General features: G+C 69.9%; 7 protein-coding genes. All 7 read left to right on the plus strand.

Annotation, left to right across the window (positions count from 1 at the left end):
* Positions 1–295: 295 nt before the first annotated feature.
* The 7 genes from ABZ833_RS40555 to ABZ833_RS40585 all read left to right on the plus strand — a co-directional run bounded on the left by ABZ833_RS40555 (position 296) and on the right by ABZ833_RS40585 (position 24641).
* Positions 296–3397 (plus strand): beta-ketoacyl synthase N-terminal-like domain-containing protein, encoded by a 3102-nt coding sequence (locus ABZ833_RS40555; protein ID WP_361058120.1) that lies wholly within the window; start codon positions 296–298, stop codon positions 3395–3397.
* Between the two features lie 60 nt (positions 3398–3457).
* Complete coding sequence (locus ABZ833_RS40560) at positions 3458–9073, plus strand: SDR family NAD(P)-dependent oxidoreductase (protein WP_361058122.1); 5616 nt, start codon at positions 3458–3460, stop codon at positions 9071–9073.
* Positions 9070–15636, plus strand: a complete 6567-nt coding sequence (locus ABZ833_RS40565) for a type I polyketide synthase (RefSeq protein WP_361058124.1) — start codon at positions 9070–9072, stop codon at positions 15634–15636. Before ABZ833_RS40560 ends, ABZ833_RS40565 begins: the two co-directional genes overlap by 4 nt.
* Before the next feature lies 1 nt (position 15637).
* Positions 15638–18760 (plus strand): acyltransferase domain-containing protein, encoded by a 3123-nt coding sequence (locus tag ABZ833_RS40570; RefSeq protein WP_361058126.1) that lies wholly within the window; start codon positions 15638–15640, stop codon positions 18758–18760.
* Positions 18761–18855: 95 nt separating this feature from the next.
* A complete protein-coding gene (ccrA, locus tag ABZ833_RS40575; protein ID WP_361058128.1) occupies positions 18856–20208 on the plus strand; it encodes a crotonyl-CoA carboxylase/reductase in 1353 nt (450 codons plus the stop codon).
* Positions 20209–20304: 96 nt separating this feature from the next.
* Entirely contained in the window at positions 20305–23532 is a 3228-nt protein-coding gene (locus ABZ833_RS40580) for an amino acid adenylation domain-containing protein (RefSeq protein ID WP_361058130.1), read from the plus strand.
* 338 nt (positions 23533–23870) lie between these two features.
* Positions 23871–24641: an alpha/beta fold hydrolase gene (locus ABZ833_RS40585; RefSeq protein WP_361058132.1), complete on the plus strand. Its 771-nt coding sequence runs from the start codon at positions 23871–23873 to the stop codon at positions 24639–24641.
* Positions 24642–24647: the final 6 nt, after the last annotated feature.

Here is a 24647-nt window from a genome sequence, read left to right on the forward strand (position 1 = left end):
CGACCCCCGCCCGGCCGGCGAGTACTGGAGTCCACCAGTGCGGTGCGGGTAGAAGTGGATCGGGAGACGCTTTCCGGTCCGGGAGAGGATGCGCCCGCCGGCCCGGACGGCAATGACAGACGCCATGACATCCGGCCCCAGCACCGTCACTTGGCCGTGGTTCGTCCGGCCACCGCCCACCGACCACCCCGCCCGGTGTTCCGCTTCCCCTATGTGCGGGGGTTGTTGACCTGGCGGCGGTGACAGCAGTGCGAACCGCAGGAGCCGCATGCCGAGAAAATGGGAAGAGGTTCGCATGAGTGGCGCAGCCACCGACATCGCCGTCATCGGGATGTCGTGCCGATTCCCCGGGGTGGACGGCCTGGGCGAGTTCTGGCGCCTGCTGGTCGACGGGAAGCCGACTGTCGGCAGGTTTCCCGGGCATCGGGCGGATATCTCGAAACTGGCTTCTCACCCGGACGCCGCTGCGGTGACCTCGGGCTCGTTCTTCGACTCCATCGACGGATTCGACGCGCATTTCTTCGGAACGGATCACGCCGAGGCGTCGGCCATGGACCCTGTGCAGCGACTGGGGTTGGAACTCGCTTGGGAAGCCGTCGAAGACGCCCGCGTTCCGGCGGTCGCGCTCGCCGGCCGCGAGATCGATGTTCTGGTCGGCGCCGCGTCTTCCGGGTACGACGTGCTGCGCAGGTTGTCCGGTAGCGACCGGGACGACCAGTACGCCGCTCTGGGTTCGAGCGATGCGTTGATCGCGAACCGGATCTCCAGCATGTTCGACGTCCGGGGCATGAGTTTCTGCACGGATTCGGGTCAGTCCTCCTCACTCGTGTCGTTGGCTCTGGCGTGCGAACGGATACGGAGCGGCGCGGTCGACATGGCGCTCGTGGGCGGCGTGCACCTCATCGTCGATCCGGCAGCGGGACTCGGCCTGGCGAATCTGGGCGTCTTGTCGCCCGACGGACGCTGCTTCTCCTTCGACGAGCGCGCCAGCGGTTTCGTCCGGGGAGAGGGCGGTGCGTTCGTCGTGCTGAAACGGCGCGACTCCGCCGTCGTCGACGGTGATCACATCTACGCGGTGGTGCGCGGCTGGGGTGTCGGCAGCGGTGGCGCGTCCTCCCGGATCCCGGATCCAAGCCCCGGTGCGCAGGCGGCAACTGTGCTGTCCGCTCTCGAACGCGCGGCCTTTCTGTTCGACAGCATCGACTACGTAGAGGCGCACGGCACCGGTACGCGGCTCGGCGACCCGGCTGAGATATCCGGCTTGCGCGAGGTGTTCCGTGAAACCGGCCGGAGCCGCCCCCTGGCGATCGGTTCCGTGAAGACGAATGTCGGGCACCTGGAGCCGGCCGCGGGAATTGTCGGCTTCGTGAAGACAGCGCTCTGCGTGGACCGCGCTCGTCTGGTTCCGAGTCTGAATTTCCGGTCTCCGAACCCCGCCATCCCACACTTCCAGGAGAACTTCGAAGTTCTCGCAGCCACGCGGTCCTGGCCGAGCGCACCGGGCCGGCCGCGGCGGGCGGGGGTGTCGGCATTCGGGATGGGCGGCACGAACGCGCACATCATTCTTGAACAGGAAGTTGAGGAGCGGACGGGACCGCGTGGTGCAGGTGCGGGCACCACGTCCGCGTGCGTTTCCGGAGCGCTGCCGTGGGTGTTGTCGGCGCGCTCGGAGTCGGCGTTGCGGGGACAAGCGGCGCGGTTGCGGGATCTCGTGGGGGCGGACGCGTCGCTGTCGGTGGTCGATGTGGGGTACTCGCTGGTGTCGACGCGGTCGTTGTTCGAGCACCGGGCGGTGGTGCTGGGTGCGGAGCAGGAGGAGTTGGCGGCGGGTCTGGCGGGTCTGGTGGCGGGTGAGCCGGGCCCGAACGTGGTGACGGGGACGGTGCCTGTCGGGGGCCCGGGAAGGGTCGGGTTCGTGTTCGCAGGGCAGGGGGCCCAGCGTCCGGGGATGGGACGGGATCTGCACGCGGTGAGCCCCGCGTTCGCGGCGGCGTTCGACCAGGCGTGCGACCTGCTCGAGGCGGATCTCGGGCTGCCGGTCGCCGAGGTGGTGCTCGGCGAAGGTGAGGACCGGCGGGCCGATCAGACGGTGTTCGCGCAGGCGGGCCTGTTCGCGGTGGAGGTGGGCTTGGTGGCGCTGCTCGCCGAGGCGGGGATCACGCCCGACGCGGTGGCCGGGCACTCGGTGGGGGAGATCGCCGCCGCACATGCCGCCGGGGTGCTGTCGCTGGAGGACGCGTGCGCGCTGGTGGCGGCGCGGGGCCGGCTGATGCAGGCGCTGCCCACAGGCGGGGCGATGATCGCGGTGCAGGCCACCGAGACGGAGATTACCGCCGCCTCGGAGGGCGTGGCGGGGGTGTCGGTGGCGGCGGTGAACGGCCCGTCCTCGGTAGTCATCTCCGGCGACGCGGAGCCGGTGGCGCGGTTGGCAGCCCGGTTCAAGGACCAGGGTCGGCGGACCCGCGAGCTGCGGGTCTCCCACGGGTTCCACTCCCACCGGATGGAACCGGTGCTGGACGAGCTCGGGCAGGTGGCGGCGAAGCTGCGGCATGCCGCTCCGCAGGCGGTCTGGGCGGAGGCGCTGACCGGGCAGTTGGTGTCCGTGCCGGGCCCCGAGTACTGGGTGCGGCAGGCGCGCGGCGCGGTGCGGTATGCGGATGCCGTGGCCACGCTGGCCGCTCAGGGGGTGTCGGTGTTCGTTGAGATCGGCCCGGACGAGACGCTGTCGGGGATGGGCGCCGCCGCGCTGGACGACCCGGACGGCACGGTGTTCGCCCCGATGCTGCGCCCGGGCCGCCCGGCATCCGAGGCAGTGCTGGCCGGGCTGGCCGAAGCGTTCGTGCACGGCGTGCCGGTGGACTGGGCCGAGGCGCTGACCGGGGGGCGGCGCCTGGACCTGCCCACTTACGCGTTCCAGCGGCAGCGCTACTGGCTGACGGCACCCGACGAGACCGACACCATGAACACGGGCTCCACCACGCAGCCTGCCGGACCAGGGGTACACCGGCCCGCCGTCGTCGGCGCCAGGTCGGCGGCATTGGATTCGGAACTCTCGGTCCTCAAGCTTGTGTGCTCCGAAACCGCGGCGGTGCTGGGCAAGCAGCACACGGAGCTGACGGGCCCCGATTTCGCGAGAAGGTCGACCGAGACCTTCAAGGACCTGGGTGTCGACTCATCAATGGCTCTGCGACTCCGCACCCGGCTCGCCCAGGCGGTCGGCGTGCGGCTCCCGGCCACCGTCGTGTTCACCTACCCCACTCCGCAGTCGCTCGGTCACCGCATCTTCGCCCTCCTCGCGCCGGAGGCGCCCGATGCCCCGGAAGCAGCGGAGGAGACGAGTCCGGACAGCCGCAGCGACGACGAACTGTACGAACTGATCGACCGCGGATACGTGTAGCACCACCTGTTCGTCTAGCACCACCTGTTCGTCCCAAGCGACCGTTCGGGGAGGCCCCTGGTGGAGGACATCGACAAGCTCCGGTCCTACCTGCGGCGCGCCGTCAGCGATGCGCAAGCCCTGCGCGAGCGGGTGCGCGAGCTGGAGGAGTCCGCTCGCGAGCCCGTCGCCATCGTGGGCATGGGGTGTCGCTTCCCTGGCGCGGTGACGTCCCCCGAGGGGCTGTGGGGTGTCGTGTCGGACGGGATTGACGCGATGAGTGACCTTCCGCACGACCGCGGGTGGGATGTGGGGGCGTTGTACGACCCGGACCCCGCGGCGCACGGGAAGACATACACACGCTCGGGCGGCTTCCTGCCCGATCTCGCCGAGTTCGACGCGGAGTTCTTCGGGATCAGCCCGCGTGAGGCCTTGGCGATGGATCCGCAGCAGCGGTTGCTGCTGGAGACGTCGTGGGAAGCGCTGGAGCGGGCGGGTATCCCCCCGGCGGGGTTGCGCGGGTCGGCGACCGGGGTGTTCACCGGGATCTACGCCGTCGACTACGGCCCGCGGATGGGCAGCGGGGCGGTCGGCGAACTGGAGGGTCTCGCGGTCACAGGAACGTATACCAGCGTGGCTTCGGGCCGGGTGGCGTATGCGCTGGGGCTGGAGGGGCCGGCGGTGTCGGTCGATACCGCCTGCTCGTCGTCGCTTGTCGCTGTCCACCAGGCGGTGCGGTCCCTCCGTGCCGGCGAGTGCGGGCTGGCCCTGGCCGGCGGGGCCTCGACGCTGTCGACACCGGGCCTGCTGGTGGAGATCGCCCGTCAGCGGGGGTTGTCGGGTGATGGCCGGTGCAAGGCGTTTGCGGAGGCGGCTGATGGGACGGGTTTTTCTGAGGGTGCGGGTGTGCTGGTGCTGGAGCGGTTGTCGGAGGCGCGGCGTCGTGGTCGTCGGGTCTGGGCGGTGATCCGGGGTTCGGCGATCAATCAGGACGGGGCGTCCAATGGGCTGACGGCGCCGAGCGGTCCGGCGCAGCAGCGGGTGATCCGGTCGGCTCTGGCTGATGCCGGGGTGTCGGCCGGTGAGGTGGATGTGGTGGAGGCGCATGGGACGGGTACGCGGCTGGGTGATCCGGTTGAGGCGCAGGCGGTGTTGGCCGCCTATGGGCAGGACCGGGATCCTGGCAGCCCGTTGTGGCTGGGGTCGCTGAAGTCGAACATCGGTCACACCCAGGCTGCGGCGGGCGTGGGCGGCATCATCAAGATGGTCATGGCGATGCGCCACGGCCTGCTCCCCAGAACGCTGCATGTGGATCGCCCCTCGCCGCACGTGGACTGGTCGTCCGGCGCGGTCGAGCTGCTGACGGAGGCGCAGACCTGGCCGGAGGCCGGACGCCCGCGCCGCGCCGGGATCTCCTCCTTCGGCATCAGCGGCACCAACGCGCACCTGATCCTGGAGCAGGCACCTGAGGAGAACCCCCGGGAGGACGCCCCGGCTTGTGTGGCCGCGGGTTCCGCGGCCAGTCAGTTGTCCACCAGTGGCTCCCGGGCGGTGCCGTGGGTGCTGTCGGCGCGGTCGGCGGAGGCCGTGCGGGATCAGGCGCTGCGGCTGCGCGACTTGGTGGCCGCGGAAGCGGATCTGCCGATCGCGGGTGTGGGGTATTCGCTGGTGACGACGCGGTCGCTGTTCGAGCACCGTCAGGTGGTGATCGGTGCGGGCCGGGACGAGCTGCTCGCCGGCCTGGACACCGCGGTCGGGAGCGACGGGAGCGACGGGGGCAGTCCCGCCGCCGTGGTGTCCGGAGTCGCGCAGCCGGTGGCCAGGACGGTGTTCGTGTTCCCGGGCCAGGGGGGACAGTGGGACGGAATGGGGCGGGAGCTGTGGGAGTCTTCGCCGGTGTTCGCCACGCGGATGCGCGCGTGCGCGGAGGCACTGGAGCCGTGGGTGTCCTGGTCGTTGATCGACACCGTGCGCGGCGGGCCGGAGGCCGCGGATCTGGAACGGATCGACGTCGTCCAGCCGGTGCTGTTCGCGGTGATGGTGTCGCTGGCGGAGGTGTGGCGCTCGCTCGGGGTCGTACCGGATGCGGTGATCGGCCACTCCCAGGGTGAGATCGCCGCGGCCTGCACAGCGGGCGCCCTGACGCTGGAGGACGCGGCCAAGATCGTGGCCCTGCGCTCCCAGCTGCTGGCCACGGTCGCCGGGCAAGGAAGCATGGCCGGGATTCTGCTGCCCGAACACCGGGTGCGGGAGCTGCTCGGGCCGTGGGAGCCCCGGGTCGTGATCGCCGCGGTCAACGGACCGAACTCGACGACGGTCTCGGGGGAGACCTCGGCAGTCGAGGAGCTCGTCGCGGCCTGCGAATCCGAGGGCGCTCGCGCGCAGGTGATCAAGTCGAGCGTTCCCGGGCACTCGCCGTTGATGGACCAGTTCGAAGACCGGCTCCAGGACGACCTGGGCCCGATCACACCCCTCCCCTCGGCAGTGGAGATCTGCTCGACCGTGACTGGTGGACCGATCGACTCCGCGGAGCTGGACGCCGCCTACTGGTTCCGCAACCTGCGACGACCGGTTCGGTTCGAAGCCGCCATGAGGAACCTCGTTGAACAGGAGCGCAACAGCGCGGTCGTCGAGATCAGCCCGCACCCCCTGCTCACGCCGACCATCCAGGAGATGTTCGACGCCGCCCCCGGTGGCGCCGGATTCGCGGTGAGCTCGCTGCGCCGTGGCGAAGGCGGCCTCGCGCGCCTGTACCGGTCGGCGGCCGAGGCCTTTGTGGCGGGCGCCGCGGTGTCCTGGGAGGCCGCGTTCCCGGGCCGGGAAGGCCGGTGGGTCGACTTGCCCACATATGCCTTCCAGCGGCAGCGCTACTGGCTGAACCCGATCGACGAAACCACCGGCGCGGCGAGCGCGTCGGACCACCCGCTGCTCGATGCCGTCATCGATCTGCCGGACGAGGAGGAGCGCGGTGGAGTGGTGGGCTGCGGTCGCCTGTCGCTGGAGCGCCACCCGTGGCTCGCCGACCACGTGGTCCACGGCGCCGTCCTGGTACCGGCAACGGTGCTGGCGGAGATGGCGATGTGGGCGGCGGACCGTGCGGGGCACGACATCGTCGACGAACTCACCTTGGAAACCCCACTGGTGCTCTCCCGGACGGCCCATCGCGAGCTGCGTGTCAGGGTTGATGGCAAGGGTGCGATCAGCGTGCACTCACGGGGCGAGGACGAAACCGAGTGGGCGCGGCACGCCGTCGGGATCGCCGGGTCCGGCACCGGAGGATCCCCGACGGAGGAGAGCCTCGTCGCGTGGCCTCCCGCAGGCGCGGTCGCCGTGCCCTTCGAAGACGAGCAATCCAGGCTGGCTGCCCTCGGGTTCAGTCATGGGCCTCTGTTCCGCGGTCTGAAAGAGGTGTGGCGCCGCGACGACACCCTGTTCGCCGAGGTGGAGCTGCCCGCACCCGACGGCGTGAACCGGGGGCGGTTCCGGGTCCATCCGGCGCTGCTCCAGGCTGCGTTGCTCCCGGTGGGCCTGGGGCAGTTCGTCGACAACTCCCGGCCCGATGTCTGGCTGCCGTTCCGCTGCAGAGGAATCCGCCTCAGCTCCGCGAGGGGGACCGCGCTGCGTATCCGGCTCGCGCCCGCGGGGGAGAACGCGCTGTCCGTCGCCATCGCGGATCAGCACGGAGCACCGGTCGGCGGCGTCGACGCGCTGGTCCTGCGGCCCGCGGACGCAGGGAAGCTGACCGAGCTCGGCTTCGACCGTCAGGACTCGCTGTTCCGGGTGGAGTGGGCCCCGCACCCGGTCCCGTCCGGGGCAGGCGCAGGCCGGTACGCGGTGGTGGGAGAACCCACGGAGGTCACCGCATCCCTCGGCCGAGGCGGAGCGGTCTTCGCCGACCTGAGGGAGCTCGCTGCTTCCCGTCGGGCGATACCTCCCGTCGTCATCGCCTGTATGGACCAGGCGGGCGGGGGCGACGACACCCCCGCCGTTGTCGAGCGGAACCTCCACCGGGTGCTGCGGTGGACGCAGGACTGGCTCGCCGAGGACCGGTTCTCCGACTCACGGCTGGTCATCGTGACGCGGGAAGCGGTACCCGACGGGCAGGTTCTCCGCACCGACCCCGCAGCGGCCGCGATCTGGGGATTCGTGCGCACCGCGCAGACCGAGAACCCGGACCGGTTCGTGCTCGTGGACACGGACGACCACGTGGCTTCGTGGGCCTGCGTCCCGGCGGCGGCCGCAACGGGAGAACCCCAGCTCAGAATCCGCACCGGCGCCATGACCACCCCGCAACTGGCGCCCGCCCCCGGACCTGTCGGCCGGGCGGAGCACGTTCCCGGCCTCGGCTCCGGGACCGTGCTGATCACGGGAGGCACCAGCGGCCTGGGGGCGATGCTGGCCCGGCACCTCGTGGACCGGCACGGGACGGACCGGCTGGTGCTGGCCAGCAGGCGAGGACCGGCGGCACCCGCGGCGGCAGCGCTGCGGGAGGAACTGACCGAGGCGGGGGCGCACGTTGAGATCGTCGCCTGCGACGTCACGAGCCGTGAGTCCGTCGCCGGCCTGATCGCCGCCGTGCGGAACGATCACCCTTTGACGGCGGTGATCCACTGCGCGGCCGCACTGGACGACGGGAGCGTCGAGGCACAGACCGAGGAGCGCCTGGACGCTGTGCTGGCGCCGAAGGTGCGTGGCGCCTGGCACCTGCACGAGCTGACCAGACACCTGGACCTGTCCGCGTTCGTGCTGTTCTCCTCGATCGCGAGCGTGCTCGGGACAGCGGGGCAGGCCAGTTACGCGGCCGCCAACGCGTTCCTCAACGGGCTCGCGGAGGCCCGCCGCGCCGAGGGGCTGGCCGCCGCCTCGTTGTGCTGGGGTTTCTGGGCGCAACGCAGTGAGCTGAGCGCCGACCTCGATGAGGTGGACATCGTGCGCCTGCGGCGACAGGGTGTGCGGCCGATGGCCTCGCACGAAGGGCTCGCGCTCTGGGATGCGGCGATCTCGCGGGACGAGCCGGTGCTGGTCCCGGCTCGGCTGGACCTCGCCGCGCTCGGTGAGCCGTACGCCGGTGGTGCGGGTTCACCGCTGCTGCGCAGACTGATCCCGACGTCTCCCGGTCCTGGTGGCCCGGGGAGCCGAGAGGTCACCGAAGCCGGATTCGTGCAGCGGATCAGGTCCCTGCCGCAGGCCGACGCGGAGGCCGTGCTGCTCGATGTCGTGCGGACGCAGACCGCGATCGTCCTCGGGCAGGCCGACACCGGGCGGATCGGTCCCGCCGGGGCGTTCAAGGAACTCGGGGTCGATTCGCTCATGGCGCTGGAGCTGCGGAACAAGCTGGCGGCGGCGACCGGCCTGAAACTGCCCTCCACGCTCGTGTACGACCATCCGAATCCGAGCGCCCTCGCACAGTTCCTGAACGCGGATATCCGTCCCGGCCCCGGTGGCGGCCCAGGCTCTCCGGCTGAACTCCTGGCCAAGGAGATCGAAGAACTGGGCGCTCGACTGGAGGACGCGTTCTGCGACCTCGCGGACGAGGACAAGGCCAACCTGTCCACTCTGCTCGGTGAGCTGCGGGTGCGGGTCGGTTCGATGGCGGGTGAGGAATCGTCGGCCGACATCGCCGACCGGATCAGTTCGGCATCAGCTGGAGAGCTTCTCTCGCTGCTGGACAAGGAGCTCGGCCAGGGAGAGCGATGACGAACGACGACAATGCCGATGTTCTCGACTACCTCAGGCGGACGTCGATCGAGCTGATCGAAACACGTCAGCGCCTGCAGCAGCTCAAGGAGGCCGCCGCCGAGCCCATCGCGGTCGTGGGTGTCGCCTGCCGTTTCCCCGGCAGGGCGGCGTCCCCGGAGGCGCTGTGGGAGCTGGTGGCCGAGGGCCGGGACGTGGTGTCGGACTTCCCGGAGGACCGCCACTGGGACCTGGAGGGGTTGTACGACCCGGATCCGGACCGGCCGGGAACCTGCTATACGCGCTCGGGAGGGTTCCTGTACGACGCGGGTGACTTCGACGCCCAGTTCTTCGGGATCAGCCCACGCGAGGCGTTGGCCGCCGACCCGCAGCAGAGGTTGCTGCTGGAGACCTCGTGGGAGTCCGTGGAACGTGCCGGCATCGACCCGCACACCCTGCGAGGCAGCGACACCGGCGTATTCGCCGGCCTGACGTACTTCGGGTACGGGAACTACTTCAACACCCCCGAGGCCATCTCGGGCTACGGGCAGATCGGTTCCCTGCTGAGCGTGGCCTCGGGCCGGGTGGCGTATGCGCTGGGGCTGGAGGGGCCGGCGGTGTCGGTCGATACCGCCTGCTCGTCGTCGCTTGTCGCTGTCCACCAGGCGGTGCGGTCCCTCCGTGCCGGCGAGTGCGGGCTGGCCCTGGCCGGCGGGGTCACCGTCATGGGGACGACGCAGGTGTTCCGGGAGATGTCGCGTCAGCGGGGGTTGTCGGGTGATGGCCGGTGCAAGGCGTTTGCGGAGGCGGCTGATGGGACGGGTTTTTCTGAGGGTGCGGGTGTGCTGGTGCTGGAGCGGTTGTCGGAGGCGCGGCGTCGTGGTCGTCGGGTCTGGGCGGTGATCCGGGGTTCGGCGATCAATCAGGACGGGGCGTCCAACGGGCTGACGGCGCCGAGCGGTCCGGCGCAGCAGCGGGTGATCCGGTCGGCTCTGGCTGATGCCGGGGTGTCGGCCGGTGAGGTGGATGTGGTGGAGGCGCATGGGACGGGTACGCGGCTGGGTGATCCGGTTGAGGCGCAGGCGGTGTTGGCCGCCTATGGGCAGGACCGGGATCCTGGCAGCACGTTGTGGCTGGGGTCGCTGAAGTCGAACATCGGTCACACCCAGGCTGCGGCGGGCGTGGGCGGCATCATCAAGATGGTCATGGCGATGCGCCACGGCCTGCTCCCCAGAACGCTGCATGTGGATCGCCCGTCGGGGCTTGTGGACTGGTCGTCCGGGGCGGTGGAGCTGCTGACCGGGGCCAGGAAGTGGACCCGTGCAACGGGACGGCCCCGGCGCGCCGGCGTGTCCGCCTTCGGCATCAGCGGCACCAACGCGCACCTGATCCTGGAGGAGGCGCCGGTGGAGGAGCCGGTGCCCGACGAAGCCGATCAGGTGCCCGGCGGCGGGCTGCTGCCCTGGATCGTGTCGGCGCGGTCGGAGGAGGCGCTGCGGGCGCAGGCGGATAAGCTGCGCGACTTCGCCGCCACTGACGCGGATCTGGACCTCGCCGATGTGGGTTGGTCGTTGGCGTCGAGCCGGGCGCGGTTCGAGCATCGCGCGGTGGTGCTGGGACGCGATCGGGACGATCTGCTGAGCGGCTTGGCGTCGTTGCGCGACGGCGCGGAGTCCGCCGGTGTGGTGCGCGGTGTCGCGGGGGAGCTCGGCGGTTCGGTCTTCCTGTTCCCGGGGCAGGGAGCGCGGTGGGGCGGCGTGGCGCGGCAGTTGTACGACTGCTTCCCCGTCTTCGCGCAGACCCTGGACGAGGTCTGCGAACGCTTCGACGCGTATCTCCCCTTTGCCCTGAAGCCCCTGCTCCTGGCCGATGACCCCGTGGAACGTGGGCGAACCGACATCGCGCAGCCGGCGTTGTTCGCGCTGCAGGTCGGCATGTACCGGCTCGTGACGGGGTACTGCGGGCAGCCGGACCGGCTGATCGGTCACTCGGTCGGTGAGATCGCCGCCGCCCACGTGTCCGGCGTGCTCGACCTGGACGGCGCGACCAGGCTCGTGTCCGCTCGCGGGCGGCTGATGCAGGCGGTCGGCGAGCGGGGCGCCATGCTGGCCGTGCGCGCCTCAGAGGGTGAGGTGAGCGCTCTGCTCGGCTCGTACGAGCGCGTCGGTCTCGCCGCGGTCAACGGCCCGGAGTCGGTGGTGGTTTCGGGCCTTCGTGACGACGTTGTCGAGCTCAGGGAACGGCTTGTCGCCGGGGGTACGTCGGCGAAGCTGCTTGAGGTCGACCACGCGTTCCACTCTCCGCTCATGGACCCGATCCTGGACGAGTTCGCGGAATCGATCGGCGAGCTGTGCACGGGTGAGATGGCGATCCCGGTCGTCTCGAGCAGGCTGGGCCGTGAGGCCACGCCCGAAGAGCTGACGTCCGTCGCGCACTGGGTGAATCACGTCCGCCAACCTGTGCGCTTCTTCACCGCGGTGGAGTGCGCCCGTGCAGCCGGTGCGCACGTCTTCCTCGAAGTAGGGCCGGGATCGACGCTCGCGAGCATCACCCAGGAGGCATTCGCCGGGGTGGGCGTGGACGACGCGGTGGTCCTGTCGTCGTCGCGGGGGGACCGCGGGGCGATAGAGGCGTTGGTCGGCTCGTTGGCCCAGCTGTACGTCAGGGGCGGGGCCGTGGACTGGGACGCCCTGTTCGGGGCGCGCCGGCGGGTGGATCTCCCGACGTACGCGTTCCAACGTCAGCGTTACTGGATGGACTTCCTTGCCGGGTCCGGTACCGCGGAGGTGTCCTCCGCCGGGCTTTCGACTCCGGGGCACCCGTTGCTAGGGGCCGTGGTGGACCGCCCCGGCACCGATGAACTGGTGTTCACAGGGCTGTGGTCCCTGCGGACCCACAGCTGGCTGGCCGATCACACGGTGTTCGGCACGGTCGCCGTGCCGACGGCGGTCTACCTCGATCTGGCGCTGTCGGTAGGTGACTTCGTCGGGTGCGCAGCCGTCGAGGAGCTCTCCTTGGACGCTCCACTGATCCTTCGCGGCTCGGGCGACGTGCGGGTGCGGGTCGTCGTCGGTGCGGCGGACGAGACGGGACGCCGCTGCCTGGACGTGTACGCACGTCCCGGCGGAGACGAGCGGGCGGCCGATGGCTGGTCCCGTCACGCGACAGGGAGTCTGGCACCGGGCACTGGGCCGACGGCCGCGGGGGCGGAGGACGCGCGAACTCTCGCCGTGTGGCCACCGGCCGGGGCGAAGCAGCTCGACATCGGAGGCCTGTACCACTCCTTCGCGGACGCGGGCTTCGACTACGGACCGGCCTTCCGCGGGCTGCGGGAGGTATGGCGGCGCGATGACGAACTCTTCGCGACGGCCACGCTGCCGACAACCGCCGACGTCCTGGCCGAAGGCGGGTTCGCCCTGCATCCGGCACTGATCGACTCCGTGCTGCACGCGGTGGTGGTCGGCGGTGTCATCGAGATCGGGGACAGCCAGGGGGCGCTGCCCTTCTCGTCGTGGTCCGGGGTGCAGCGGGTCGGGGAATGCGGTTCGACCGTGCGGGTCCGCATCACCCCGGCCGGTGACGCTGTCGTATCGGTGGCAGCCGCCGATGAGCGCGGCCGCATGGTCGCTCACATCGGAGCACTGACGTTCGGGCCGGCGAATGTGGAGCATCTGCGATCGGTGCACGGCGGGCACCAGCAGTCGCTGTTCGAAGTGGAGTGGCGACCGGTCCAGCAGAGTGCGCCGGAGCCCCATCGCGCTCCCTGGGGTGCTCTCGGCACGAAGGACGGCCTGGCCTCCCGACTCTCCGGGACGGGTGGCGAGAGCGCCCCGTGCTACGCGTCCATGGACGATGTCCTGGAGGGGGAGGCACCCCGGCACCTCGTCCTCTGCCTCGACGACTTCGTCGCCACCGACGCTGGTCTGTACGCCGCGGTCGGCGGCACGGACGCGCACGTGCTCAGCACGGTCCAGCGGTTCCTCGCCGCGGAACCGCTCGCCGGATCCACGCTGGTCGTGCTCACCCGCCTGGCCCTCGACACCGGTGGACGGGAGAGCGTCGAAAGCCTTCCCGGCGCGTCCGTGTGGGGCCTGATCCGGTCGGCCCAGACGGAGCACCCCGGCAGGTTCCGACTGGTGGACATCGACGACGAGGAGGCATCCTGGGCACGCCTCCGCGACGCGCTCGCCCTCGATGAGGACCAACTGGCCCTGCGCGATGGCACGTTCCTCGTCCCCCGCATGACGCAGGTCCCACGCGCGAACAACCGCATCGAACCGTCGACGGGGGGCCCTCACCGGCTGGGCCTCCCGAGCCCGGGGACGCTGGAGAACCTGACCTGGGTCCCCTGCCCCGAGACGGAGGCACCGCTGACGAGTGGTCAGGTCCGCATCGCCGTGCTAGCCGCGGGCATCAATTTCCGGGACGTCACGATCGCCCTGGGGCTGGTGGACGGAACGGCCTTCGACGCCGGGATCGGCAGCGAAGGCGCCGGAACCGTGCTGGCGGTCGCGGACGACGTCACCGGCTTCGCACCGGGCGACCGGGTGACCGGCATCTTCCCCGGAGCCTTCGGCAGCGTGGCCCTTGCGGATCACCGCATGCTCCTGCCCGTCCCCGACGGGTGGAACTACGCAGAGGCCGCGTCCGTGCCGTGCGCTTTCCTCACCGCCCACTACGCGCTCTGCCAGGTGATGAGGCTCGAGAAGGGCCAGCGGATTCTCATCCATGCCGCCGCGAGCGGGGTGGGGATGGCCGCCGTTCAGCTGGCGAAGCAGGTCGGTGCCGAGGTCTACGCGACCGCGAGCCCGGCCAAGTGGCCTGTCCTGCGCGGTCTGGGACTGGATGACGCGCACATGGCATCGTCGCGGGATCTGGAGTTCGCGGACAAGTTCCTGGACTCCTCGGGCGGTCGCGGTGTGGATGTCGTCCTCAACTCCCTCGCGCACGAGTACGTCGACGCCTCGCTGAGGCTGCTCCCCGAGGGCGGGCGCTTCATCGAGATGGGGAAGACGGACATCCGCGATCCCCGTCAGGTCGCGGTCGATCACCCCGGTGTCGACTACCAGGCCTTCGACCTCTACGAGGCGGGCCCGGACGCGCTCCACGAGATGTTCCGCGCCGTCATGGAGCTGTTCGCCGACGGACGGGTGCGGCTGAACCCGGTCTCGGTCCGGAACATCCGCGACGCACGTCAGGCGTTCCGCGAGATGAGCCAGGGCCGCCACGTCGGAAAGCTGGTCCTCGAGGTGGGCGGGGGCATGGGCGGTGGGACCGTGCTGCTCACGGGCGGGACCGGGGGAGTGGGCGCGCTGGTGGCGCGGCACCTCGTCGCCGAACACGGTGTGCGGAGTCTGGTGCTGGCGAGCCGCAGGGGAATGGCCGCCGACGGAGCTTCCGAGCTGGTCTCGGACCTGGAGGCGGAAGGCGCGGTCGTCAAGGTCGTGGCCTGCGACGTCGCGGACCGTGCCGCCGTGGCGGACATGCTCGCGGACATGCCGCGGGAGAACCCGCTGACAGCGATCGTGCATGCGGCGGGCGGACTGGCGGACGGCACGGTCGAGTCGCTGACCGCGGACAGTCTCGACAGCGTGCTGCGCACCAAGGTCGGCGGTGCGGTCAACCTGCACGAGCTGACCAGGGAGCACAACCTGTCGGCGTTCATCCTGTTCTCCGCGCTGGCCGGCACGCTCGGCACCGGAGGCCAGGCGAACTACGCCGCGGCGAACGGGTTCCTGGACGGCCTGGCGGCACAGCGCAGAGCCTCCGGCCTGGTCGGCACATCGCTCTGCTGGGGCTGGTGGGAGCAGCGCAGCGGCATGACCGAGGACTTGGACGAGGTGCACCTCGCTCGCATCCGCAGGCTGGGCATCGCCGCGATGCCCACACCCGAAGGGCTGGCCTCGTTCGACTCGGCGTACGCGCTCGACAAGCCCGTGCTCATCCCGGCCCGGCTGGACCTCTCCGCGCTGCGGCGCACGGGTGACATGCCGCCGCTCCTCCTGCGCGACCTCGTCGACAGCGGTCGTCCACATCGGAACGGGGCGGGCCCGACCAGCGGCGGCGGCTCCTTGGGCCTGCCCGCCGGACTGGCCTCCCTGCCGGAGGAGGAGGCGGAGGCAGCGGTGCTGGACTGGATCCGCGACCAGACCGCCCTTGTGCTCGGACACCGCTCCAGCGCGGCCGTCGACTCCGACCGGGCGTTCTCCCGTATCGGGTTCGACTCGCTGACCGCCGTCGAACTGAGCAACCGACTGTCCTTCCAGACCGGACTGCGCCTGCCGCCCACCCTCGCCTTCAGCTATCCGACACCTCGCGAGCTAGGGGCACACCTCCTTGTCCGGCTCCGTTCGACACCGGACCCGAGTCCGGCCGAGGACGCGGAGATCCGGGAAGTGCTGCGGACCATCCCGATCGACAGGCTGCGCACCGCGGGCGTCTTGGAGCTGGTCCTGGCGTGCGCCGGCTCACCCCAGGCGGACGCCCCCGCGCAGGAGGCGGACGCGGACCCCGCCGGGGACGAACTGGCGGACATGAACCTGGAAGAACTCGTCGACCTGGCCCTGGGCGAGAGGGGTAAGTGACATGAACAACTCCGCAGATCGCGTGTCGGACGGCGCTGACCGGGTCGAGCGGGCGCTCCGCGCAGTGCTGGAGGAGCGTGACCGCCTCCGACGGGAGGTCGACGTCTTGAGGGCCGGCCGCGTCGAGCCGGTCGCCGTGGTGGCCATGGCGTGCCGCTTTCCGGGAGGCGTGTCCTCGCCCGAAGACCTGTGGGACATGGTTCGCGAAGGCCGGGACGTCGTGGACGAATTCCCCCAGGACCGCGGCTGGCCGGACCTGTACAACCCGGACCCCGATGCCCTAGGCGGCTCGTACGTGCGCCATGGAGGGTTCCTGACGGACATGGCGGATTTCGACGCAGACTTCTTCGGCATCAGTCCACGCGAGGCGCTTGCGGTCGATCCGCAGCACCGCTTGCTGCTGGAGACGTCGTGGGAGCTCTTCGAGCGGGCGGGCATTGTTCCCGCCGACATGCGGGGGGCTGACGTCGGCGTCTACTCCGGGGTGAGCTCGCCCGAGTACGGGTGGCGTTTCCTGGAGGCGCGCCAGAACGAGCTGGAAGGCTACCTGCTGCACGGCAGCGCGCTGAGCGTCGCCTCCGGCCGTGTGGCGTACGAACTGGGGCTGACCGGGCCGGCGGTGACCGTGGACACGGCGTGTTCGTCGTCGCTGGTGGCCGTCCACCTGGCGGTGCAGTCACTTCGTTCGGGGGAGTGCTCGCTCGCACTGGCAGGCGGCGCTTCGGTGATGTCGACACCCGCGATCTTCGTGGAGTTCTCCCGGCAGCGCGGTCTGTCGCCCGACGGCCGGTGCAAGTCCTTCGCGGATGGAGCCGATGGCACCGGCTGGGCCGAGGGGGTGGGCGTGCTGCTCCTTGAGCGGCTGTCCGATGCCCGGCGCAACGGCCACCCGGTGCTGGCTGTCCTTCGTGGTTCCGCGGTGAATCAGGACGGGGCCAGCTATGGGCTGACCGCTCCCAACGGCCGCGCTCAGGAGAGCGTGATCCGCACGGCACTGGCGAACGCGGGAATCGCGGCCTCCGAGGTCGACCTGGTCGAGGCCCACGGCACCGGAACCGTGCTGGGGGACCCCATCGAGGCAGGTGCCCTGCTGGCGACCTACGGGCAGGACCGGGCCGACGGCAGGCCGCTGTGGCTTGGGTCCCTGAAGTCGAACATGGGCCACGCCCAGGGCGCCGCCGGGGTCGCCGGGGTCATCAAGGCCGTGATGGCCATGCGCCACGGGTACCTGCCGAAGTCCCTGCATGTGGACGCGCCGTCACAGCACGTGGACTGGTCGTCCGGGGCGGTCGAACTGCTGATGGAGGGGCGTGAGTGGACCCGGGCGGACGGTCCGCGGCGGGCCGGGGTGTCGTCGTTCGGTGTCAGCGGCACCAACGCGCACGTGATCCTCGAAGAGGAGCTGCCGCAGGAGCAGCCGGACGAGCGCGACCCGGGCCCGGCCGTGGCCGGCGGTCTAGTCCCGTGGTTGGTGTCGGGCAAGAACGCGGCAGACCTGCGGCGGCAGGCGGGCAAGCTGTGCGACTTTGCCGCCGCTGATGCGGGCCTGGACGTCGCTGCTGTGGGCTGGTCACTGGTGTCGGGCCGGTCGCGATTCGAGCACCGTGCGGTGGTGCTGGGCCGGGACCGGGAGGAACTGTTGAGCGGCCTCGCGTCGTTGAGCGGCGGCGCGGAGTCCGCAGCGGTGGTGCGTGGCGTCGCGGGGGACCTCGGCGGTGCCGTGTTCGTGTTCCCCGGGCAGGGGTCGCAATGGGTGGGAATGGGGCGGCAGTTGTACGACACCTTCCCGGCCTTCGCGCGGAAACTCGACGCGTGCGCGGCCGCATTGGCCGAGTGGGTCGACTGGTCACTGCTCGATGTGGTGCGCAGCGTGGAGGGGGCGCCCTCACTGGACCGGGTGGACGTGGTTCAGCCGGCGCTGTTCTCCGTGATGGTGTCCCTGGCCGGCCTGTGGCGGTCCTGGGGTGTGGAACCGGTCGCGGTGGTGGGACACAGCCAAGGCGAGATAGCCGCCGCCCATGTATGCGGGGCGCTGTCGTTGCGGGACGCCGTCAAGATCGTGGCGCTCCGCAGCCAGGCCCTGAGGGACCTCGTCGGTCTCGGAGGGCTGGCATCGGTCGCGGCGTCCGCGGAGACCGTAGCGGGCCATCTCGCCCCGTGGAACGAGCGGCTGAGCGTTGCTGTGGTCAACGGCCCTCGCTCCGTGGTGGTGTCAGGGGAACCAGACGCACTCGACGAATTCGTCGCGAAGATGAATGCCGAAGGCACGCAGGCCCGGCGCATCGCAGTCGATTACGCCTCCCACTCACACCAGGTGGCTCGGGTACGCGACCAGGTCACCAGGCCGCTGTCGGACGTGGACCCGAAGACGTCGACGCTGCCCTTCTACTCGACCCTGTACGGCGAATCCATCGATACCGCAGAGCTGACCGGTGACTACTGGTACAGGAACCTGCGCGAGAAAGTCCTCTTCGAATCCGCCGTCAGGCGGCTGGTCGACGACGGTTCGCGGGTGTTCATCGAGATGAGCCCGCACCCCGTGCTCACCGTCCCGATCGAGGAGATGGTCGAGGACGTGGACAACGCAGTGGTCCTCTCATCGATGCGGCGAGACGGTGAAGAGGTGGCGGCCGTAGTCGGCTCGCTGGCCCAATGGCACGTCCGGGGCGGATCCGTGGACTGGAGCGCCCTGTTCGGGGCACGCCGACGGGTGGATCTTCCGACGTACGCATTCCAGCGGCAGCGGTACTGGCTGAACTCCTCGCAGACAGCGGTAACGGTGGAGACATCCTCGACGGACCTGCCGGCGGACGGTGCGGACCTCATCTCCCTGACCGACATGCTCTCCACCCTCCCCGACGACGGTGACGCGGAGGAACTCGTGCTCAGCCACGTCCTTCAGAAGATCGCCGTCGTGCTCGGACATCCCTCCAGCGAGACCATCGATCCCGACCAGGAGCTGATGGCCATCGGGTTCGACTCACTGCTGTCGATGAGGCTGAGCAAGAACCTCGCCGCGTCGACCGAACTCAAGTTGAGGGCGAATCTGGTGCTGCGGCACAAGTCACCGAGACGGATCGCCGCGTACATCACCTCTTCGTTGGTCAAGCGCGACCCGGGGTGATCTGCGATGTTCCGCCCCCCTGTGCGCCAGACGCCCACCCCGGCCGCACCGCGGGCCGCACGCTCCTCGACGCCCACCACATTCAGGGAATTCACGTGGACGAGATCATCAATGCCCTTTGCTCCGAGGACGCGATGCCTCAGGACTTCGAGGGACTGCGCCTCCCGGACAGCTACCGCGGTGTCGTGGTCCGCAAGGAGGAAACCGGACTGTTCGAGGGACTGGCCTCGACGGACAAGGACCCACGCAAGTCGCTGCATGTCCAGGACGTCGAGGTGCCGTTGCCTTCCGTGGGCGAGGCACTGGTCGCCGTGATGTCCAGCTCGGTGAACCACAACACCGTCTGGTCGTCGATCTTCGAGCCACTGCCGACCTTCGGTTTCCTGGAGCGGTACGCGCGGCTCTCATCGTCCACCGCCCGCCATGACCAGCCGTTCCACGTCCTCGGCTCGGACCTGGCGGGTGTCGTGCTGCGCACCGGCCCGGGCGTGAACGCCTGGAAGCCCGGCGACCGGGTGGTCGCCCACTGTCTCTCCGTGGAGCTGGAGTCGGCCCATGGGCACGGCGACACGATGCTCGACCCCGAGCAGCGCATCTGGGGATTCGAGACGAACTTCGGCGGGCTGGCCGAGCTCGCGCTCGTCAAGTCCAACCAGCTCATGCCGAAGCCGGAGCATCTGAGCTGGGAGGAGGCGGCGGCTTCCGGGCTGGTCAACTCGACCGCGTACCGCCAGCTGGTCTCGCGCAACGGCGCCGGCATGAAGCAGGGCGACAACGTCCTGATCTGGGGCGCCAGCGGCGGCCTCGGCTCCTACGCCACCCAGCTGGCCCTGGCAGGCGGAGCCGATCCCGTCTGTGTGGTGTCCAGCGCGCGCAAGGCGGAGCTCTGTCGCTCGATGGGTGCCAAGGCGATCGTCGACCGGGACGCCGAGGGCTACAAGTTCTGGAAGGACGAGCACACCCAGGACCCCAAGGAGTGGAAGCGCTTCGGCAAGCGCATCCGCGAGCTGACCGGCGGCGAGGACGTGGACATCGTCTTCGAGCACCCGGGCCGCGAGACCTTCGGCGCCTCGGTCTACGTCACCCGCAAGGGCGGCACCATCGTCACCTGCGCCTCGACCTCCGGCTACAACCACGAATACGACAACCGCTACCTGTGGATGTCCCTGAAGCGCATCATCGGCTCGCACTTCGCCAACTACCGCGAGGCCTGGGAGGCCAACCGCCTGATCGCCAAGGGCAGGATCCACCCGACGCTGTCGAAGGTGCACGCCCTGGAAAACTGCGGCCAAGCCGTGCACGACGTGCACCACAATCTGCACCAGGGCAAGGTCGGTGTGCTTGCGCTGGCGCCCCGCGAGGGCCTGGGCGTGCGCGACGAGGAGATGCGCGCCCGGCACCTCGATGCCATCAACCGATTCCGCGCGGTGCGGGAACCGGTCTCATGACGTTGTCTTGACCGGCTGAATCACCTTCCAGGAAGGTGAGGATGACCGTGCATTCCCCCACATTTCCGGGCCTATCTCCCTAAGGGGTTGATCCGTGTGCGTTCGTTCGGCGCGTCGTCCGCGCAGCAAGGACTGTGGCTGGCTGAGGACGTATACCCAGACACGCTGAACCATGCGCTGACCATGTGGGATGTGGACGGTGAACTGGACGCGGCGGCCATGGAATCCGCGCTTCTGTACGTGATGGGCGAGGCGGAGGTGTTGCGCGTCACCTTCACCGACGACGGCGGTGGGCTGCGGCTCGTGCCACGGGAGCTGGGCCACTGGCGGCCGTTCCGCTGGGATCTCAGCGCCGAGACCGATCCCGAGCAGGCGGCGCGCGAGCAGCTGGCCGACATGCTGCGAGAGCCGTTCGACCTGGGGCAGGATCTGCTGTTCCGATTGGGCGTGGTGAAACTCGCACCAGCCCGCTCCCTCGTGGTGATCGCCTACCACCACCTCATATCGGACGGGTTTGGCACGGGGGGCCTGCTGTCGCGGCGCCTCGCCGAGGTGTACACGGCGCTGGTGCGCGGGGAGCAGGTGCCGGAGTTGCCGCACCCGTGGGACGCCGAGTCATTCGCGGCCGAGGCAGCTCAGTACCGCGACTCCGGGAAGTTCTCCGATGACAGGCAGTTCTGGCGCGAGTATCTGGCAGCTGCGCCCGCGCCCGCGCAGGTTCCGCGCGTCGAGCTGAGCGATGCGACGCGCTCCGCGCTCCACGCACCGATGAGCAGCGTCGACCGCTGGGGGGAGTTGACCGAGCCCCTAGGCATGGTGAGCCGAACGTTCACCGTTACACGCGCCGAGGCGGACGTGTGGACCGAGACCGCGAAGTCCATGGGCGTATGGATGTCCACGATGCTGACCTCGGCCGCGGCGGTGTACTTCCGCCACCGCTGCGAGCGTGCGGAGTTCCTCCTCTCGCTGGCGGCGGGCAATCGGGGCGGGGCGTCGAGCGGGACGCCCGGTCTGGCGGTGAACGTGGTGCCGATGCGGGTGGAGGTGCCGCTGAGTGCGACCTTCACCGAGATCGCCGATGCCATGGTCGATGAGACGTATGAGATCTTCGATCACACTGCCTGCCACTACTCAGACATCCAGCGTGCGAGCGAAACCGTGCTGGGCGACCGCGCCAGCTTCGGCGCCGTCATGAACATCGCCGAGTACGTCGAGCAACTCCACTTCGCCGACAGCCCGGCACGCTATCTCGGCGGGACGACCGGGGCCTTCGACGAGCTGTCGATCGGCGTCTACACCGACGGGACCGCCGACAGCGACCTGTTCCTCCGACTGGATGCGCCGACGCGCCTGTACTCACGCGCGGAGCTGCGCTTCATCGGCGCGGAGCTGATCGCGTACATCCGTGCCTTGGTGGCCGATGGTGAGCAGCCGGTCGGTGCGCTCGACGTGGTCAGCGGCGCCGAGCGGGACCGGGTGCTGAGGGCACCGAACGACACAGATGTACCGGTGCGTGGGCTGACGGTGCCGGAGTTGTTCGCCCGCCAGGTGGAGCGGAATCCCGATGCCGTGGCGATGACATCCGGCCGGACGGCGGTCTCCTACCGGGAGCTGGACGAACGCTCCAGCCGCCTGGCCGCCGCACTGCGAAAGCGGCACGTCGGACCCGAGGCCCTCGTGGTGGTGGCGATGCCCCGGTCGGTGGACCTGGTCGTAGCCCTGTTGGGGGTGGCCAAGACAAGCGGGGCCTACCTGCCGATGGATCCCGCGTTCGCGGCGGAGCGGATCAGGCCGGTCATCGGTGACACGTCGGCGCACGTCCTGCTGCTCACCGATGCGTCGACAGCCGGCGTCCTCTCTGCCGATCTGGATGTTCCGGCGCTGGTGTTCGACGACATCTGCTCGGATACCGACGGCGAGGGGGCCGGCGGGGCATCGGAGCTTCCCGTCCCGCCCCATCAGGACAGCCTGCTGGCCGTGATGTACGGCTCCGGGCCGGACGGTGCGGCGACAGGCGTGGCTGTGACGCACCGGAACATGCGGCACTGCGTCACGGACCGACACTGGCAGGAGGCGGGCAGCGGCGCCGTGTTGTGGCATGCGGCGCACACCTGCAACGCGCTTACCTTCGAGGTATGGGTGCCTTTGCTGAACGGCGGCCGGGTGGTCGTGGCTCCTGTGGGGGAGATGGACATCGACGCACTGGCCGAGGTGCGAGCGGCGCACGAGATCTCCGCCATGTGGCTGCCCTCGGGCCTGTTCTCGGCGATAGCGGCGGAGCGTCCGGCGGCACTCGCCGGGTTGCGCGAGGTGTGGACCGGCGGGGAGCGCGTGTCCCAGGCCGCGGTGCGACGGCTACGCCGGGCCTGCCCCGACTTGACGATCGTGGGCGGTCACGGTCCGACGGAGACGACCGGGTTCGCCGCATGCCACCGCCTGGCTGCCGGCGAACCTGCAGATCACGCGGGCACGGTCGGCAGCCCGATGGACAACACTGCCCTGTACGTGTTGGGGCCGGGACTGGCGCCGGTCCCCGTCGGCGTAGCCGGAGAGCTGTATGTCGCCGGACCCGGTGTGGCACGTGGGTATGCCGGGCACCCCGGGTATACCGCACAGTGTTTCGTGCCGTGTCCTTTCGGTCCGGCCGGTGGTCTCATGTACCGGACCGGAGACCGAGTGCGATGGGGCACTGACGGCCGACTCGACTATGTGGGCCGGGCCGACGCTCAGGTGGATGTGCGTGGTGTCCGTATCGAGCTGTCCGAGGTCGAAGAGGCACTGTCGGAGCACACAGGGCTGGTGCGGTCGGTCGTGGCCGTCAGGCGGAACGGCTCCGGGCAGCAACGGCTGGTGGCCTATGTGGTCCCGGTGGACGGTCAGACCGTGTCGGGCGAAGAGCTTCGCAAGTTCGCCACGGGACGGATACCGGAGGTCATGGTGCCGTCGGTGTGCATGGTGCTGGAACGCCTGCCATTGACGGCCGACGGGAGGGTGGACCGAGCGTCACTCCCGGAGCCCGAGTTCGACGACGGGCAGTACCGGGCTCCGCGGAACGACACCGAGCGGGTTCTGGCCACGGCGTTCGCCGACGTGCTCGAGATGGACCGGGTGGGCATCGACGAAGACTTCTTCGACTTGGGTGGCAACTCGCTGCGGGCGATCAGGCTGGTCGGTCTGATCCGGACGGAGCTGAGCCTGGAGGTGTCCATCCGCACGTTGTTCGTCGCACGGACCGTCACCGGTCTGGCCGACATGCTGAAGGACGTCGCCCGGTCGAGCAGCCCGGCTCTGCGCAGGAGAACGAGGAACGGTCAAGTCCTTTGAACACCGCCGGTCGCGTGGCGGTCAGGCGGCACGGGGGCTCGGCCCCGCGTATGTGTGTCCTGTCGGCGGGACACTGGTACGACAGCCTCCACGGATGCCCTGATATATCGGAGCGGCGTTCGGCTGAGTCCGGTGCTCTTGAACGGGTCCATCGCGTCGGTCTACGTTGGCGAGTGCCAACGGAAATGCGAATTCACCGAGCGTCGGAACTTTCGGAAGCGGAAGATTCCCGACTGCTGAGCCCGGCGTGGTCGGCACGTAAAGCCGGAGCGGGGGATGTCCTCATCGCGGTGATGAGGGGACTGATGATTCCTCCCATTGCGGAAAGGGAACCTTCGATGAGCAGTCCGGTGGATGAGCGGTGGATACGCCGCTTCCGTGACGACGAAAGGTGTGAGACGAAACTCGTCTGCTTCCCTCCCGCCGGCGCAGGCGCGAGCACATTTCGTACCTGGCCCATGGGAATGCCTTCGGATATCGGCGTGCTCGCCGTCCGGTACCCGGGGAGGGAAGACCGTTTTGGGGACCGGTTCCCCTCTCGGCTGGAAGCCCTCGCGGATGACATAGCCGACGCGCTCGACGGCCTGACGCGGCATCGGCTGGTGCTGTTCGGTCACAGCATGGGGGCTTCGGTGGCGCACGAGGTGGCGCTACGGTTCCAAGAACGGGGGTGTCCACCGGCCGCCTTGTGCGTGTCCGGCAGGCGTCCCACGCATGCGCTGGCCGGTCGTCAGATGATCTCCGGTACGGACGAGGAGATCATCGCGCATGTCGTGAGCTTCGACGCGAGCCGTGCCGCGGTCTTCGCGGACCCCGACCTTCGCGAGATCGTGCTCCCTGCGATCCGCGCGGATTACCACCTGGTGGACGACTATTCCGGTGGCCGCCGACCTCCGCTCGACTGCCCGGTGTACGGCTACACCGGTGACGATGATCCTGAAGTGACCCCAGAGCAGATGCGCGGCTGGGCGGAACTGACGCTCGACGCGTTTCGGCTCCGGGTGCTGCCCGGTGGGCATTTCTATCTCAGAGCCGAAGAGGCCGCGCTGCTTGCGGACTTGAGTGACGTACTGGGCGACATCAAGGTCGGTACGAAGACCGCCTCATGACGCGCG

Origin of the sequence: Streptomyces sp. NPDC047525 (assembly GCF_040643025.1) — a bacterium.
Lineage (GTDB): Bacteria > Actinomycetota > Actinomycetes > Streptomycetales > Streptomycetaceae > Streptomyces > Streptomyces durmitorensis.